Source organism: Ruegeria sp. YTSC003 (genome assembly GCF_059609785.1).
This window is the reverse complement of the sequence record NZ_JBXWMK010000002.1, coordinates 336,017-350,130: the sequence shown is the minus strand read 5'-3', so window position 1 is coordinate 350,130 and position 14,114 is coordinate 336,017. Positions and strand designations below refer to the sequence as shown.

At 56.5% G+C, this 14,114-nt stretch carries 14 protein-coding genes; 4 read left to right on the top strand and 10 right to left on the bottom strand.

The features are described from left to right. Positions 1 to 8 precede the first annotated feature (8 nt). From AC2FFH_RS05500 to guaA, 9 genes are all read right to left on the bottom strand, one after another. Positions 9 to 623 (bottom strand): TetR/AcrR family transcriptional regulator, encoded by a 615-nt coding sequence (locus tag AC2FFH_RS05500; RefSeq protein WP_058271885.1) that lies wholly within the window; start codon positions 621 to 623, stop codon positions 9 to 11. 103 nt (positions 624 to 726) lie between these two features. Continuing rightward, entirely contained in the window at positions 727 to 1,536 is an 810-nt protein-coding gene (gene ppk2, locus AC2FFH_RS05495) for a polyphosphate kinase 2 (protein WP_496765257.1), read from the bottom strand. 109 nt (positions 1,537 to 1,645) lie between these two features. Next, on the bottom strand, positions 1,646 to 2,599 hold the full coding sequence (locus AC2FFH_RS05490) for an alpha/beta fold hydrolase (RefSeq protein ID WP_496843928.1): 954 nt from the start codon (positions 2,597 to 2,599) through the stop codon (positions 1,646 to 1,648). Next, positions 2,589 to 3,506 carry a homoserine O-acetyltransferase MetA gene (gene metA / locus AC2FFH_RS05485; RefSeq protein WP_496843927.1) on the bottom strand — a complete coding sequence of 306 codons (918 nt, stop codon included), beginning with the start codon at positions 3,504 to 3,506 and terminating at the stop codon, positions 2,589 to 2,591. The genes AC2FFH_RS05490 and metA overlap by 11 nt, the downstream gene beginning before the upstream one ends. A gap of 39 nt (positions 3,507 to 3,545) precedes the next feature. Further along, complete coding sequence (locus AC2FFH_RS05480) at positions 3,546 to 4,418, bottom strand: ATPase (protein ID WP_496843926.1); 873 nt, start codon at positions 4,416 to 4,418, stop codon at positions 3,546 to 3,548. Between the two features lie 49 nt (positions 4,419 to 4,467). Then, positions 4,468 to 5,364: a DMT family transporter gene (locus tag AC2FFH_RS05475; RefSeq protein WP_496844046.1), complete on the bottom strand. Its 897-nt coding sequence runs from the start codon at positions 5,362 to 5,364 to the stop codon at positions 4,468 to 4,470. Positions 5,365 to 5,465: 101 nt separating this feature from the next. Beyond that, positions 5,466 to 6,593: an OmpP1/FadL family transporter gene (locus AC2FFH_RS05470; RefSeq protein WP_282151079.1), complete on the bottom strand. Its 1,128-nt coding sequence runs from the start codon at positions 6,591 to 6,593 to the stop codon at positions 5,466 to 5,468. Between the two features lie 121 nt (positions 6,594 to 6,714). Next, positions 6,715 to 7,620 carry a DMT family transporter gene (locus AC2FFH_RS05465; protein WP_496765248.1) on the bottom strand — a complete coding sequence of 302 codons (906 nt, stop codon included), beginning with the start codon at positions 7,618 to 7,620 and terminating at the stop codon, positions 6,715 to 6,717. Positions 7,621 to 7,717: 97 nt separating this feature from the next. After that, positions 7,718 to 9,277: a glutamine-hydrolyzing GMP synthase gene (guaA, locus tag AC2FFH_RS05460; RefSeq protein ID WP_496843925.1), complete on the bottom strand. Its 1,560-nt coding sequence runs from the start codon at positions 9,275 to 9,277 to the stop codon at positions 7,718 to 7,720. Between the two features lie 58 nt (positions 9,278 to 9,335). On the opposite strand from guaA, the gene AC2FFH_RS05455 reads away from it, so the two are divergent. Together AC2FFH_RS05455 and AC2FFH_RS05450 are read left to right on the top strand one after the other, a co-directional pair. Next, positions 9,336 to 9,809 (top strand): GNAT family N-acetyltransferase, encoded by a 474-nt coding sequence (locus AC2FFH_RS05455; RefSeq protein ID WP_496843924.1) that lies wholly within the window; start codon positions 9,336 to 9,338, stop codon positions 9,807 to 9,809. Between the two features lie 133 nt (positions 9,810 to 9,942). Then, the gene (locus tag AC2FFH_RS05450; protein ID WP_496722559.1) at positions 9,943 to 11,487 is read left to right on the top strand and encodes a trimethylamine methyltransferase family protein; all 1,545 of its coding nucleotides are present in this window, start codon (positions 9,943 to 9,945) and stop codon (positions 11,485 to 11,487) included. Here the strand turns inward: AC2FFH_RS05450 and AC2FFH_RS05445 are convergent, their stop codons facing one another. Continuing rightward, the gene (locus AC2FFH_RS05445) at positions 11,488 to 11,775 is read right to left on the bottom strand and encodes a DUF6477 family protein (RefSeq protein WP_255415448.1); all 288 of its coding nucleotides are present in this window, start codon (positions 11,773 to 11,775) and stop codon (positions 11,488 to 11,490) included. A gap of 252 nt (positions 11,776 to 12,027) precedes the next feature. Between AC2FFH_RS05445 and AC2FFH_RS05440 the strand changes: the two genes are divergently transcribed. After that, the gene (locus tag AC2FFH_RS05440) at positions 12,028 to 13,137 is read left to right on the top strand and encodes a DUF6456 domain-containing protein (protein WP_496844044.1); all 1,110 of its coding nucleotides are present in this window, start codon (positions 12,028 to 12,030) and stop codon (positions 13,135 to 13,137) included. A gap of 52 nt (positions 13,138 to 13,189) precedes the next feature. Next, the gene (locus tag AC2FFH_RS05435; RefSeq protein WP_496843923.1) at positions 13,190 to 14,113 is read left to right on the top strand and encodes a hydrogen peroxide-inducible genes activator; all 924 of its coding nucleotides are present in this window, start codon (positions 13,190 to 13,192) and stop codon (positions 14,111 to 14,113) included. The last annotated feature ends 1 nt before the right edge of the window (position 14,114 follow it).

Here is a 14,114-nt window from a genome sequence, read left to right as displayed (position 1 = left end):
CTCGAACCTCAATCGTCCTGCGGCACCAGGCCCAAACCCCGCAGATAGATACCGATACCGCTTTCCAGCAGATCCTCTGGTGGAAAGGGAGAGCTGGCGCCTGTGTTGCGCGCATAAAGCTCAACAACACCATGGCTCATCGCCCAGATATGGGCACTGAACATCGACGCAGGTGGCCGTTTCTCTGGCGGGATGTGTTGCGAAAGATCTGCGGCTGCTTTTTCCAGCACGCTCTTGGCCCGGTTCGCGGCCAACGCCAATTCAGGCGTTCGGTTTACGGATATCCCACTTTCGAACATGGCGATGTAGTGCCCTGGGTGCTTGCGGGCAAACGCCAGATAGGCCCGACCAGTAGCCTCAAACGCTGCCAAGGCCGAGGGTTGGCCCGTGTCATATGCGTACTGCATCAGGTCGGCGAACATTTCAAAGCCCTGACGGGCGGCCTCGGCGATCAGATCTTCGCGCCCCTGAAAGTGCCTGTATACCGCTGCAGGTGTCACGCCTGCGGTCTTTGCGGCCTCGGACAGGGTAAAGCCGGTCGGTCCCTTTTCTTCAATCAGCGAAAGGGCGGCCTCGATCAGGGCTTGCTTGAGATTGCCGTGGTGATACCCGCGTTTCGCCATGCCTGTGTCACGAGCCTTTTTGTTTAAGTTCTGGGGAACCAAGACATAATCCACGCCTGCCGGTTCGTCCAACCCTTGGCAGCATTGTAGCGCGAAAATGTCATCACGCGTCCAACACCTCGGGTCCGCCGCAAATCAGTGGATCGATCTTGCCAATAGCCTTCTTGTCTTTTTCATCATAGTCCAGCGCGTGCAAAACAGTTCGTATTGCCGCGATGCGGGCGCGTTTTTTGTCGTCTGAGCGAATGATGGTCCAAGGGCAAAGGTCTGAGTGACTGCGGGTCAGAGTCTCCGAGATCGATTGCGTGTACTCGTCCCACTTACCAAGCCCCGCAATGTCGATTGGGCTGAGTTTCCATTGCTTTAGCGGATCTGTCTCACGTGCCAGAAAGCGGTTCAGTTGCTCCGCGCGCCCGACGTTAAGCCAGAATTTGAACAGTTTGATCCCGTCATTCACCAGTCCGGTTTCAAGCGGCAGAACTTGCCTGAAAAAACGTTCGCGTTCTTCGGGTTCGCAAAAACCAAAGACGTTTTCGACCACACCGCGATTGTACCAGCTGCGGTCAAAGAACACGATTTCGCCTGCCGCAGGCAGGTGTTGAACGTAACGTTGGAAGTACCATTGGCTGCGTTCGGTATCAGAGGGTTTGCTGAGCGCCACGTTGCGGGCGCCGCGTGGATTTAGGTTCTCGCGAAAACGTTTGATCGTACCACCTTTTCCGGCGGCATCGCGGCCTTCGAAAATGATCGCAACGCGGTCGCCCGTTTCCCTGATCCAGGATTGCATTTTGACCAGCTCGATCTGCAGCAAATCCATCTCTTTCTCGTAATCCTTACGCTTCATGCGTTCTTCGTAAGGATAGGTCGGGTTCAGGATGTCGTCTTTCTTCGCGTTTTCAATGGCTGACCGCATGTCTTTCGGGGCTTCCCTACGGAAGTATTTTTCAATGGAACCTTTGTCCGAACGGGCCATATGCTACCTCGCCATAAAATCCATATCCTACTATGGATTAGCTGGCGGTTTAACGCAAACCCGCTCGCTCGGCGGCGCGGTCGATTGCTAAGGCAACCTCGGGGGCGGCCACAACCTGCGGCATGTGACCAATACCCGGAAGCTCGATCAGTTCCGCGTCAGGGATTTGGTCGACCAGTTGTTCTGCATGCCAGGCAAATTTGACAGTGGTGTCAGCCGTTCCGTGAACAACTTCGGTCGGTACGGTAATTTTGCCATAGCGGGGTTGCAGGGCGCGAACTTCATCCAACAGATTGGCCCGCTGCTTGGCATTCGCATGCATCGAGGCGCGTCGCATTGTCAGGCCGGGGCCGAAGTGCTGTGAATATCCCTCGGGTGCCGTCTGCGGGGCAAAGACCTTGTCCAACGCTTTTTCCACGTACCATTCGGGAACGAACGCGGTGATCAGCGGCAGGGCCAGCGTATTGCCGGCCTCAGTCGACGCCAGCTTGTTGAAACCGTCCAGCGGCGTCTCCCACGGGATTGCAGCCGGTGCGATCAAAACAAGGGCAGAAATGTTGTCGGGCCGGGTGACCGCCCAAGCCAGCGATACCGATCCGCCATAGCTTTGCCCTGCAACAATAGGTTTTTCCGCCCCCAATTGGGCAGCGACTTTTTGCAGGATTAACGCTTGTTCTTCAATGGTTTCGCCGTCCGGATTGAAGCTATCGCTATAGCCCAGACCGGGTCGGTCGAACACGATTACACGGAAGTTCTCGGCCAGGATCGGTGCAAGAGCAAAGGTCATGTCACGGGTGTTACCGCTGGATCCGTGGATCAGAACCACATCGGGGCCGTCGCCCATGACCACCGCATGGACGGCGATACCGTCGACCATCACCATTTCACCCTCGGGGGGAAACCGAGCCTCAGCCTCAGCCTCATTCTGTGCTGCGCGCCAGACTGTGAGCAGAATCAGACCCGATAGGACGAGGCCAAGGAATATCAGAACTTTAATGACCAACGTCTTCCATGTTGAACGGTGTGGACTGGTAAATCTCGTTGATCCAATTGCCATAAAGTAGATGCGCATGGCTGCGCCATCTGTTTTGCGGCGGTTGTGATGGATCGTCGTCTGGATAGTAGTTCATCGGCACGTTGATGGGTGTCCCGTTCGAGACATCGCGATCATATTCCTGCTTCAACGTATCACTGTCATATTCGAAATGGTTGAAGATATAGATCGCACGATGCGAAGGGTCCTCGACCAGACAGGGGCCGACCTCATCGCTTCCCAACAATGTCGTCAGGCCGGGCGCGCTGTTGATCTCAGATTGGTTCATTGTGGTCCAGCGGCTGACCGGGATCACGCAATCATCGGAAAACCCACGCAAAAACGGGGAAGAAGGGGCCAGATTCTGGTGCCGATAGCAACCAAACGCCTTGGCATCGAGCGCCTGTTTGTCGATGCCGTGGAAATGGTTGATCATCGCCATCCCACCCCAGCAGACGCCAAAGGTGGAATGGACGTTCGTCTGCGTCCATTCGAATACTTCGGTCATTTCGTCCCAATATGTGACGTCATCGAACTCCAGATGCTCGATTGGCGCGCCCGTGATGATCAGGCCGTCGAATTTCTGATCCTTAACCTCTTGGAACGGTTGATAGAATTCGGCCATGTGATCAGCGGCGGTGTTTCTGGTGCGATGTTCGGTCATGCGGATCAACGACAGGTCAATCTGCAGAGGCGTGGCACCAATCAGGCGCGCGAACTGGTTTTCGGTCTGAATCTTTTTGGGCATCAGATTCAGCATACCAATCCGCAAGGGGCGGATGTCCTGACGCATCGCCTGATCCGCAGCCATGACCATGACGCCCTCTTTGGTGAGAACGTCGTAAGCGGGCAGGTCGGAAGGGATCTTGATCGGCATTAGGTGCAAGCCTTTGGAGTTACTGTGTAGAGGCGGTAATTAAGCCCGCTTTGCCCGGGTCTCAAGGGTGCGTTCGATCAACTCATCGAAATCACCCGCATCGCGAACCTTGTGCATGTCATCAGCGGTGACTGTGACACCCCAATTGTCCGCCATGGCCTGATAGCGCGGTTGGCGGTGCGCCAAGGCACGGGCATAGGTCCAGCGGATAAAGGCGTCCGGGTCGACGTCCTCGGGTGCGTAACCATGTTCGGTGAGGTATTCGTCCCAGACCCGGGTCAGAAACTCTGCCTGATAGGACATCGGCTTGGGGGCCTTATCGAAACGGCGGATCAGTTCAGCGGTGTGGTCCTCATCGCCCTTAATCCAGATCATCAGGGTTTGGCGGGACAGCTCGGACAAGACATGATCAGCCGGGTCCTCAGGATCGACCCATTCGCAAATTGACCCGCCGGTATCACAGATGAAGTTCGGGTATTGATACAAACGCTTGGCGCGGTCGATGAAATACTCGGTGTCCAACAGGGCGTGGATCTCAGCAAGGCGGAACTGTTCCTGCCTACGACGATATTCAGTAAGCTCAAGCCCGCCGTGCGCCGGGTTGCCCGGTTTGCCCAGATAGGTCGCAACCGGTGTCAGGTTTTCGAACGAGATATTTGAGCCGATATAGATCGAATCCGACAGCAACAGGTCGCGCAGGAATGGAATTTTCATCGCCTCGGCCTTGGCGTTGTCGATGATGTATTCGCCCATGTACCGGGTGCCGATGCGGTAGTCGATCGAGTAGTGGAACCAGTCCCCGGAATCGCGCAGCACGTTCGACACATAGGTCTTACCCAGCCCAGACATGCCGAAGAACAGCACTTTTTTCCGGGCCGCTTCGCGCCAGTCCTTTGCCGAGCTGTAGATCATTGTCCGCTGTCCCTTTTTCTGACCTAGCTAAAACGGGCAGGGGGCGGCGTCAATCACGTGAGCGGGACCAGTTCAGAATCAACAACCCGATCGCCAGCACGGCAAAGCCCAAAAAGGCCTGCGGCGGTAAGGTTTCGTCGCGCACCAGTGTGCCTAAAACGATGGCGACTGGCGGTATGACAAGCGTTACTAACATCAGGTTTCCGGCCCCGGCCATGGCAAGAACGCGGTAGTACAGCAAGTACGCTCCGGCTGTTGCGATCAGGGCGTAATAGGCAATGGCCGCCCACGTGATCGCCGGCAAGTTCAAAACGGGAAGCCCGTCGACCACGAGGGAAACAGGCAAAATCAGAATGGTTGAGCCGGTCAGCATGCCAGCTGCGGCAACTATGGGAGACAAGCCAGACAACTTGATTCTGGCCCAGGCGCTGGCCAACGCGTAAGAAACTGTTCCTGCGATGATTGCCAGTTGGGCAACGCTTTGAAGGTTGAAAGTCGCGAAATTCTTGAGGCCAATTGCAGTTGCTACACCCAGAAACCCCAGACCGACGCCCACACCACGAGCAAGGGTCAACCTCTCGTCCTTGAAAAACATAGCGGCGATCAGGACGCCGAAGACGGCGGTTGCTGCGTTCAGGATCGAGGTTAGGCCAGTTTCGATGTAAAGCTGCCCCCAAGCCATAAGCGAGAATGGGATGGCATTGTTCAACAACCCCATCATCAGGAATGCGCCCCAGATGCGCGGACTGGTAGGAACACTCAGCTTTTTAACCCAGACAACGATCCAGAGCGCCAGCATCGCCCAGAAAACGCGGTGCAGAACCGAGGTCATGACCGGGATCGTGTCCAATGCGACGCGGATCGAGATAAAGGATGCGCCCCAAATCACGCCCAGAAGTAACAGTTCGGCCCAAGCCCTTAGAGACAGGTGTTTTTGAGGTTCCATAGCCTGTTCTCGCATTCCCCGCGGCGATGTTCGACCCGAAACATGCGCAAAGAAAAACCCCGCCAAAAGTGGCGGGGTTTGTTAGTGGATTGGTAGCGGGATCAATTCAGCGTGTAAGTGAGCTGCAGACCGACGCTCCATGCTGAGTTGCCCGAGAATTCGCCACCTGTGGTGGTGGTCGCATCGCCGATATCGGTATAGCGGATGCCGCCAGAAATCTGCGCCTGTTCAAAGGTGTATGTACCACCTACGCCAAGGCTCCAGAAACCGTCGGTGGGGCCGAGGTTCGAAACAGTGGAACCTGAGGACGTTTCATAGCCCGCAGAGATCGCGCCAGAAAACTCTTCGGTGAACTTGTAGCCAAGACCCAGTGTGTAGGTGAAGGTATCGTCCGCATAGTCAACCAGGTTCTGTTGTGCAGCGGCAGTATAAACGGGCGGTGCCAGAACTGTCTGCGGCCAGTCAACCCAGCGGATCGAGCCGAACAGCAGCGTTTTTGGTGCCACACCGGTCTGGAAGTCCAGGTTCACCGATTGAGGCGTCACAACCTCGGTTTCGGTCTGTGCGGTCACAAGCGGTGCGGGGACGGGCGGTGGTCTCCGGTTGATGGACTCTGTCGAGTCGAAATCGTGCGTGATTTTAGAGTTGTAGGTCAGTGCGACACGTGCCGCGATCTCGGGACGTTCCCATGCGACGCCTACGACGTATCCGAAGTCAACCTCAGAGCCGGATTCAAATTCGTAACCGGCTACAACCGGGACAGCAACGGTTGCCTTGGCCCGCTGTGCGCGAATACCGCCGATTGCGCTGAAGCCGCCATCGAACTTGTAACGCACCAGGGCAGTAATCGCATCAACATCCGCTTTAGCGCGCAAAACGTCGGTGCGACCACCAAAAGCGGCCAAGGGGTTCTGCGACAAAGGATAGTTCGACGGGTACTCGACATCGGCACCGTACGGTTCATCATAAATGAGAGCAAAGTCCAACTGATCGGTAAACGAATGCTTGTATGCTAGGTGTGGTGTCCAGAAGCTTTTGGCGATGTTTCCGGAATCAACACCGTTCTGCTCACCGCTCACGTCGGGGTTTGCGTAACCCAAACGGAACTGAACAACAGAACCTTCCTCAAACAGAATGTTGACGCCCTGGCCGCTGCGATCAAGACCGCCTGCGTAAGCACCGGTTGCGCCAACGCATACCGCACACGCCTGTAGAAGCGCTTTTTTCATTAGTTCCTCCCTCTAGGTCTCCTGGAGGTCAGCGCCTGTTGAAATGTGGTGCGGACTGACCTGCATTGTGGTGCTCGATATTTTCTTGAGCTTTACCTTATCGTCAACTGGTGACCGTGCGTTACTTGTGTTGAGTGTCGCGTAGAGGTGTTGCCAAACTGTTACGATTCTCGGCGTGAACGTTCAGGAAAATACCTACGAAAATTACCGCAGCGCCTAATAGGGTCCAGTGATCCAGCGGTTCGTGATACAGAACCATACCTATGACCGCGATTGTGGGCAGGCGTGCAAAGTCAAACGGCACCACAACGGTTGCCGGGGCAATCGCCAGCGCATTTGTGATGCAGTAATGCGCCAGCAGCCCGGCCAGTCCCACCAGTAACAAAAACGGAGCTGTGCTTGCCGAGGGCAGGGTGATTTGTCCGTCGATACCCGATGCGACCAGCCCCAGCACGGCTTGCATTACTGTCAGCCAGAACATGATGCATCCGATGCTGGCAAAACGAGTGAGGGACTTTGTCGATATCGTTGTTAAGGCGAAGAAAACAGCGGACATAGCAGCGGTCATCACACCTGCACTGAGAGGCACGGTGCCCGGCCGGGCGACCAGTAGAATTCCGGCAAATCCGATCAGCGCCGATAACATGCGCACGGTCGTCAGGCGCTCTTTCAATAGAAGTGGAGACAGCAGTATGACCCATATCGGCTGCGTAAACTCCAGCGCAAACACCTGTGCCAACGGAATGACGCTGACCGCATAGAACCAGAGGTTTTGCCCGGTGAAATGCAATACGTTCCGGATGCCGTGCAAGCCGATCCGTTCGGTCGAAACCTGGTGCCACTTTCGAGTCAGAGTCAGGATCAGGGCGACCACGCAGATGCCGACGAGGCTGCGGTAGAACATGATTTCGAACGTGTCGTGGGTCACGCTCAGTTCACGGCCCGCGATTGCCATGGACGAGAATGAGGCAATCGCCCCGGTCATCCAGAGCGCTGCCTTGCCGATCTGTGGTCTGGCCGTTTCCATCCGGGCGCCTGTAGCTTTTGGTTATACCAATTTGATTGCTATCGATTTCTTCACGGCGTGAAAAACAAAAAAGCCGGGACAGAGCCCGGCTTTCGCATTATTCCCACTCGATGGTTCCGGGTGGCTTTGATGTGATGTCATAGGTGCATCGGTTGATGCCTTTGACCTCGTTGATGATCCGAGTGGCCGTCTCGCCAAGGAACTCGTGGCTGAACGGATAGTAATCGGCAGTCATGCCATCCACCGATGTCACCGCGCGCAGGGCACAAGCGTAGTCATAGGTGCGGCCGTCGCCCATGACGCCTACAGTACGCACGGGCAGGATGGCCACAAAGGCTTGCCAGATGTCATCGTAAAGGCCGTGTTTGCGTATCTGGTCGATATAGACCGCATCTGCTTCGCGCAGGATGTCCAGCTTTTCACGGGTGATCTCACCGGGGCAGCGAATCGCCAGACCGGGACCGGGGAAGGGGTGGCGGCCAATAAAGCTCTGGGGCAGGCCTAACTCGCGACCCAGCGCGCGGACTTCGTCCTTGAACAGCTCGCGCAGCGGCTCGACCAGTTTCAGTCCCATCTTTTCGGGCAGGCCGCCAACATTGTGGTGCGACTTGATCGTGACGGATGGGCCGCCCGAGAAGGACACCGATTCAATCACGTCTGGATACAGCGTGCCTTGCGCAAGGAACTCTGCACCATCGATGGTGTCGGCGTGTTTCTGGAATACGTCGATGAATAGCTTGCCGATGATTTTGCGCTTGGTCTCGGGGTCGCTTTGGCCTTCAAGCTCACCAAGGAACAGATCGCTTTCGTTCGCGTGGATCAGCTGGATGTTGTAATTATCGCGGAACATGCCGACGACTTCTTCGGCCTCGTTCTTGCGCAGCAAGCCATGGTCCACGAAAACGCAGGTCAACTGATCACCGATTGCCTCGTGGATCAGGATCGCCGCAACCGAGCTGTCGACACCACCGGACAGACCGCAGATGACCTTTTTGTCGCCGACCTGCTCGCGGATCTTTTCGATCATTTGTTCGCGATAGGCACCCATGGTCCAATCGCCCTTGAACCCGGCCAGCTTGACGAAATTCTCATACAGTTTTGCGCCCTTGGGTGTGTGGTGAACTTCAGGGTGGAACTGAACCGCATAGAAGTGACGGTCGCTGTCCGCTGTAATCGCGAAAGGTGCGTTGGGTGAGGTGCCGTAAACGGTGAAGCCGGGCGCGATTTCGCTGACATGGTCGCCGTGGCTCATCCAGACCTGCTCGTCACCGTCCGAAAACCAGCCTTCCAAAATATCCAGCTTTGCCTGCGGGGTAACAAACGCACGCCCGAACTCGGCCGTGCCGTGTCCGCTTTCAACTTTGCCGCCCAGCTGGTGCATCATCACCTGTTGGCCGTAACAGATACCAAGGATTGGAACGCCGTAATCAAAGATCTCTTGCGGTACACGGGGCGAACCCTCACGTGTCACGCTGTCAGGACCGCCCGAGAATATCACGGCCTTCGGGGCCATTTCCTGCACAAAGTCCATTGTGACTTTTTGATAGGGGTGGATTTCGCAATAGACATTCAGCTCGCGCAGGCGGCGCGCAATAAGCTGCGTAACCTGGCTGCCGAAGTCGATGATCAGAAGGCGGTCATGGGTGTCTTGGGTCATGGTTGGCTATTAGGTCGCAAGCCTTGCATGTGCAAGCGCTATGACGTCATTTGTGCAATTGAGCCTCAGGATAATACAGAAAGAGCGCGAGATGCCCGAGATCGTACTACGCCGCGCAAGTGCTGCTGATACCGAAGCGGTCACAACCTGCATTGCGGCGGCCTATGCGGAGGCATTGCGCGATATTCCTGATCTGCCCGATGTCACGGACGGCGTTGGCGACGACATCGCCGCGCATCAGGCCTGGGTTGCCGCGAAGGATGAAGACATCGTCGGGTTTATTGTTTTTGACCAGGTCGATTCTGCGGTGATGATCTTTAACCTTGCCGTATCGCCAAAGGCACAAGGGGCAGGGTTGGCGAGGCGGTTGATCGAATTAGCTGAACAAGAAGCCAACGGAACGGGCGCCACTAAGCTCAGGTTGCGAACGCACAAATTGATGCGAGCGACAGTCTCCATGTACCACTACTTGGGCTGGCACGAGAAAGAGGTGAGCGGAAAGACCATCCTGATGGAGAAGGAACTTTACTGATCAGAGCAAGTGCCTGACGGTTTTGGTTTATGCAGATGTCGCTTTTCCCCCTATAGCGCCGTAAATTAGATGCATTGCCCCAAATGCTTGCTGTAACAAACTGATCAACTCAATCATTAGACGGGATCTTCTCATGGCAGAGGCAAACACCCGGCGTCGGGCAAGAGGTGGCGGTGGCGCCGCCCGCCGGGCCGAACGTACCGCGGTTCGCATCGAAACGGCGAAATACATCGAACGGAATATTCCGAACTTCGAGGTTCTCAACGAAGAAGCGTTGGAAATCATCGAAACCAATGCGGAAACCATTCTAGCCGAAGTCGGCGTGAACTTTGTCGACAACCCAGCCGCGTTGCAGCGCTGGAAAGATGTTGGCGCCGATGTCGATGGTGAACGCGTCCGCATTCCGCGTGGTCTGGCACGTCAGCTGATCAAAACCGCGCCCAGCGAATTCACGCAGCACGCCCGTAACCCCGAAAAATCGGTTGTCATCGGTGGCCGTAATCTGGTTCTGGCCCCGGTGTACGGCCCGCCTTTTGTGCGGGACGCGCAAGGTGGCCGTCGCTATGCGACTATGGAAGATTTCAACAAGTTCGTGAAACTGGCCTATATGTCCAAGTGGTTGCACCATTCGGGCGGGACTGTTTGCGAACCCACCGACGTTCCGGTGAACAAGCGTCACCTGGACATGCTGATGGCGCACATGACCTTGTCGGACAAGCCGTTCATGGGCTCGGTCACCGATCCCAGCCGCGCGCAGGATTCGGTTGAGATGTGCGAGATTCTGTTCGGCAAAGAGTTCGTTCAGGAAAACACGGTGATGACCTCGCTGACCAACATCAACTCGCCGATGACCTTCGACGATGTGATGATGGGCGCGCTTGAGGTTTATGCGAAGAACAATCAGGCCTGCATCATCTCGCCCTTTATCGTGGGCGGTGCGATGGCACCGGTTTCGATTGCGGGGACACTGACGCAGGTTCTGGCCGAAGTTCTGGCCGGCGTGGCCTATAGTCAGATCATCCGCCCGGGTGCACCTGCAATCTTTGGTGCCTTTGTGTCGTCGATCGACATGAACTCTGGTGCACCGACCTTTGGTACACCTGAGGCTTCGTTGGTCACCTACGGAGCGGGCCAGTTGGCGCGACGTCTGAATCTGCCGTTCCGCTCGGCCGGGTCGTTCTGCGGCTCGAAACTGCCTGACGCACAGGCGGCCTATGAGACCGCGAACTCGCTGAACATGGGGCTGATGTCTGGTGTGAACTTCATGCTGCATTCCTGCGGCTGGCTTGAAGGCGGTCTGGTGGCCGATTTTGAAAAGTTTGTCATGGATGCCGACCAGTTGGGTGTTCTGCATAGCCTGGCCAAAGGCGTGGCATATGATGAGAATGCGCAGGCGATGGATGCGATCCGCGAGGTTGGCCCCGGCGGCCACTATCTGGGCTGCGCCCATACGCAGGCGAATTTCAAAGAAGCGTTCTGGAAGTCCGATGTTCTGGATTACAAACCCTTCGAGACCTGGGAAGACGAAGGCGGGCGCGACACACGCCAATTGGCCACGTCGCGGGTCGAGCATCTGCTGGCCAACTACCAGCAACCGCAACTCGATCCCGCCGTCAACGAAGCATTGAACGCATACGTGGCGGAAAAGAAAGCTTCCATGCCGGATGCCTTCACCTGATCATTGATATTGCGCGGCGCGACTGGCTTTGAACAGTTGCGCCTCGCCCAACAGCGCGATCAGCAGGTCCAGGTGGCGGACCAACGAATAGGCGGCGTCTTCGGCCAGTCTTTGGGCGTTAACCTCTCGTTCCAATTCCAACAAACGAACCAGCGCAGACCCTGTGCCGGGCAGTGATCCGTATCCCAGAACACGCTGAAGATGCCGATCCCGATCATACTCCTGCGCCCCAATTTTTGCGGCCCGAGCCAACAGGCGTGGGCGGCGGAGCGTTGTAATCATGGTCATCAGGTCCTGCATTTCGGTGATCCCTTGGTTGAACAGAAGAAAGCCATTTGTCACACAACCTAAACGAGTGTTGCCTTGTGCGGGTTCCCTCCGAACTCTGACTTCATGAGTGTTTATGATTTTGAATCAAATCTGGTTGTTGTCTCTCCGGGTTAACGAACGAGTAACGAAAGCGGCTCTAGTTAGGATTGGTTAACACATTCACCGGGGGCGATTGAGAACCGATTGTTTTGTCGACGAGGGCAAGTGACTATGCAAGAAAACATGGCTTTCACCATTCCGGCGTGGGTGCCTGAAGGGGCGCAGAGATACCTGGCGCATACCGAAACCGGTCAATCGATCCGCGACATCGCGCGATCCGTGGGGTGCCATGCGTCAACCATACTCAGGCAAATCCGACGTATTGAAATGCGCCGGGACGATCCGTTGGTGGATGCTGCGCTGCAAGCGCTGGCAGAGGTCCATTTCACGGATCAACAAGGGCGCGCTGGGTCCCTGAACGAGCCTTTGGGGATTCAGGCCAACGATGCAACAAGCAAGGACGATGAGTTTAACCGCGAAGCTCTTCGAATTTTGCGTCGCCTTTGTGAAACCGGCGCGGTTCTGGCTGTGGCGGAAGAGATGGACAAGGCTGTGGTCGTTCGGGATACCGGCGACAGCGGGACCGCAAGAACCGCAATCGTCGATTGCACGATTGCGCAAGCGCTGGCTCTGAATGATTGGATATCCTGCGACAATCCCGGCCGTATTTCCCGGTATCGCATCTCTTCCTCTGGGCGGTCGGCCTTAAGCCAACTGATCGCCGAGGCCGAGAACAAAGCCCGCGCCAGAAACGAGTTCGGCATGGCCGAGGCGCAATCGCCGTTTCAGGCGCATGGCGAACAAAGACAGGGCAGGTCGTCGCACGGCGCCAGACGTATTCGGTACAGTGCTGCCGAAAGTCCGCTGATCGCGTTGGCGCGCAGGCGGGACAAGGACGGAAAGCCCTTTCTCGACGAAACTCTGGTCGGCGCTGGCGAACGGCTGCGCGAAGACTTTGAACTGTCGCAGATCGGTCCGCAGGTTGCCCAAAACTGGGATCACTTTCTAACGGCCGGGGGGCGGGGAAGTTTCGCAAATGGAACGTATGCAGGCCAGGGATCGTCAGACGCGCGCGCTCGGGTTGAACGTGCCCTGTCGGATCTGGGACCGGGGTTAAGCGACGTGGCACTGCGGTGCTGCTGTTACCTTGAGGGGCTCGAATTAGCCGAAAAACGCATGGGGTGGTCGGCGCGTTCCGGGAAGATCGTGTTGCGCATCGCCTTGCAACGTCTAAAGCGCCATTACGAAGATCAAGCAGAGAAAACTCGCCTAATTGGGTAGAAATTCCATAATTCGCAGTTGAGGTTTCAGGGGGTAGTGATAGGAATTGCCTATGAATTTTACCCTCAGACAGCTTCAGTATTTCAATGCGGTGGCGGATCAGCGCAATTTTGGCCGTGCGGCGCAGGTCTGCCATGTTTCGCAGCCAGCGCTGTCGGTTCAAATCAAAGCGTTGGAAGAAACGTTGGGCGGCCCGCTGTTCGAACGTCAGGCGCGTGACATCCTGCTGACGCCATTGGGACGCGATGTGCTGGACTACGCCCGTCAGGTGCTTGGCGCGGCAGACAGGCTGGACCAGTTCGCCAAGGATCATTCCGTTGGGCATCGGTCCTTGGCGATTGGGATCATTCCGACAATTGCGCCTTATCTTTTGCCTGGTGTGCTTGCCGGGTTGCGCACGGCAGATGTCTCCTTGCGGGTGCAGATCCGCGAGGCACGGACCGAGCGCTTGCTGGCCATGCTGCGGGCCGGGGAAATCGATGCCGGTGTGATGGCCTTGCCAGCTGGCGGCAACGAATTGTTTGAATTGCCGCTTTTCGAGGATCGCTTTCTGCTTGCCGGCAGCGTGGGGCGTCTTGGGACGGTGCGCACCGACCCTGATGCCTTGCGCCCGGTCGATTTGCAGACCGCGCAGTTGATGTTGCTGGATGACGGGCATTGCCTGACGGATCAGGCGCTTGAGGTCTGTGGTCAGGACAGAAGCAGCGGTTTGATCAATATGGGGGCGTCCTCACTGGCGACCCTGTCGCGACTGGTTGCCGAAGGGTTCGGTCTGACACTCATGCCTGAACTCGCGGCCCGCTCGGAAACCGAAGCTGTTCCGGGGCTCAAGCTCATGCGGTTCGGGGCGCCGCAGCCTGCACGAACGGTGGGGTTGGTCCGACGCCTTTCTACAGGGCATGAAGATTGGTTCGACAGTCTGGCCGACGTTATTCGGCGTGTTGGTGAAGATATCGTAACCGCGACCCGCCATTAAA

What these genes read in the sequence shown, in the direction of transcription:
- AC2FFH_RS05440 (WP_496844044.1), top strand. Translation starts at nt 12,028, where the DNA reads ATGCAAGAAAACATGGCTTTCACCATTCCGGCGTGGGTGCCTGAAGGG.
- AC2FFH_RS05500 (WP_058271885.1), bottom strand. Translation starts at nt 623, where the DNA reads ATGGCGAAACGCGGGTATCACCACGGCAATCTCAAGCAAGCCCTGATC.
- AC2FFH_RS05470 (WP_282151079.1), bottom strand. Translation starts at nt 6,593, where the DNA reads ATGAAAAAAGCGCTTCTACAGGCGTGTGCGGTATGCGTTGGCGCAACC.
- AC2FFH_RS05450 (WP_496722559.1), top strand. Translation starts at nt 9,943, where the DNA reads ATGGCAGAGGCAAACACCCGGCGTCGGGCAAGAGGTGGCGGTGGCGCC.
- AC2FFH_RS05480 (WP_496843926.1), bottom strand. Translation starts at nt 4,418, where the DNA reads ATGATCTACAGCTCGGCAAAGGACTGGCGCGAAGCGGCCCGGAAAAAA.
- AC2FFH_RS05435 (WP_496843923.1), top strand. Translation starts at nt 13,190, where the DNA reads ATGAATTTTACCCTCAGACAGCTTCAGTATTTCAATGCGGTGGCGGAT.
- AC2FFH_RS05465 (WP_496765248.1), bottom strand. Translation starts at nt 7,620, where the DNA reads ATGGAAACGGCCAGACCACAGATCGGCAAGGCAGCGCTCTGGATGACC.
- AC2FFH_RS05475 (WP_496844046.1), bottom strand. Translation starts at nt 5,364, where the DNA reads ATGGAACCTCAAAAACACCTGTCTCTAAGGGCTTGGGCCGAACTGTTA.
- ppk2 (WP_496765257.1), bottom strand. Translation starts at nt 1,536, where the DNA reads ATGCGGTCAGCCATTGAAAACGCGAAGAAAGACGACATCCTGAACCCG.
- metA (WP_496843927.1), bottom strand. Translation starts at nt 3,506, where the DNA reads ATGCCGATCAAGATCCCTTCCGACCTGCCCGCTTACGACGTTCTCACC.
- AC2FFH_RS05445 (WP_255415448.1), bottom strand. Translation starts at nt 11,775, where the DNA reads ATGACCATGATTACAACGCTCCGCCGCCCACGCCTGTTGGCTCGGGCC.
- guaA (WP_496843925.1), bottom strand. Translation starts at nt 9,277, where the DNA reads ATGACCCAAGACACCCATGACCGCCTTCTGATCATCGACTTCGGCAGC.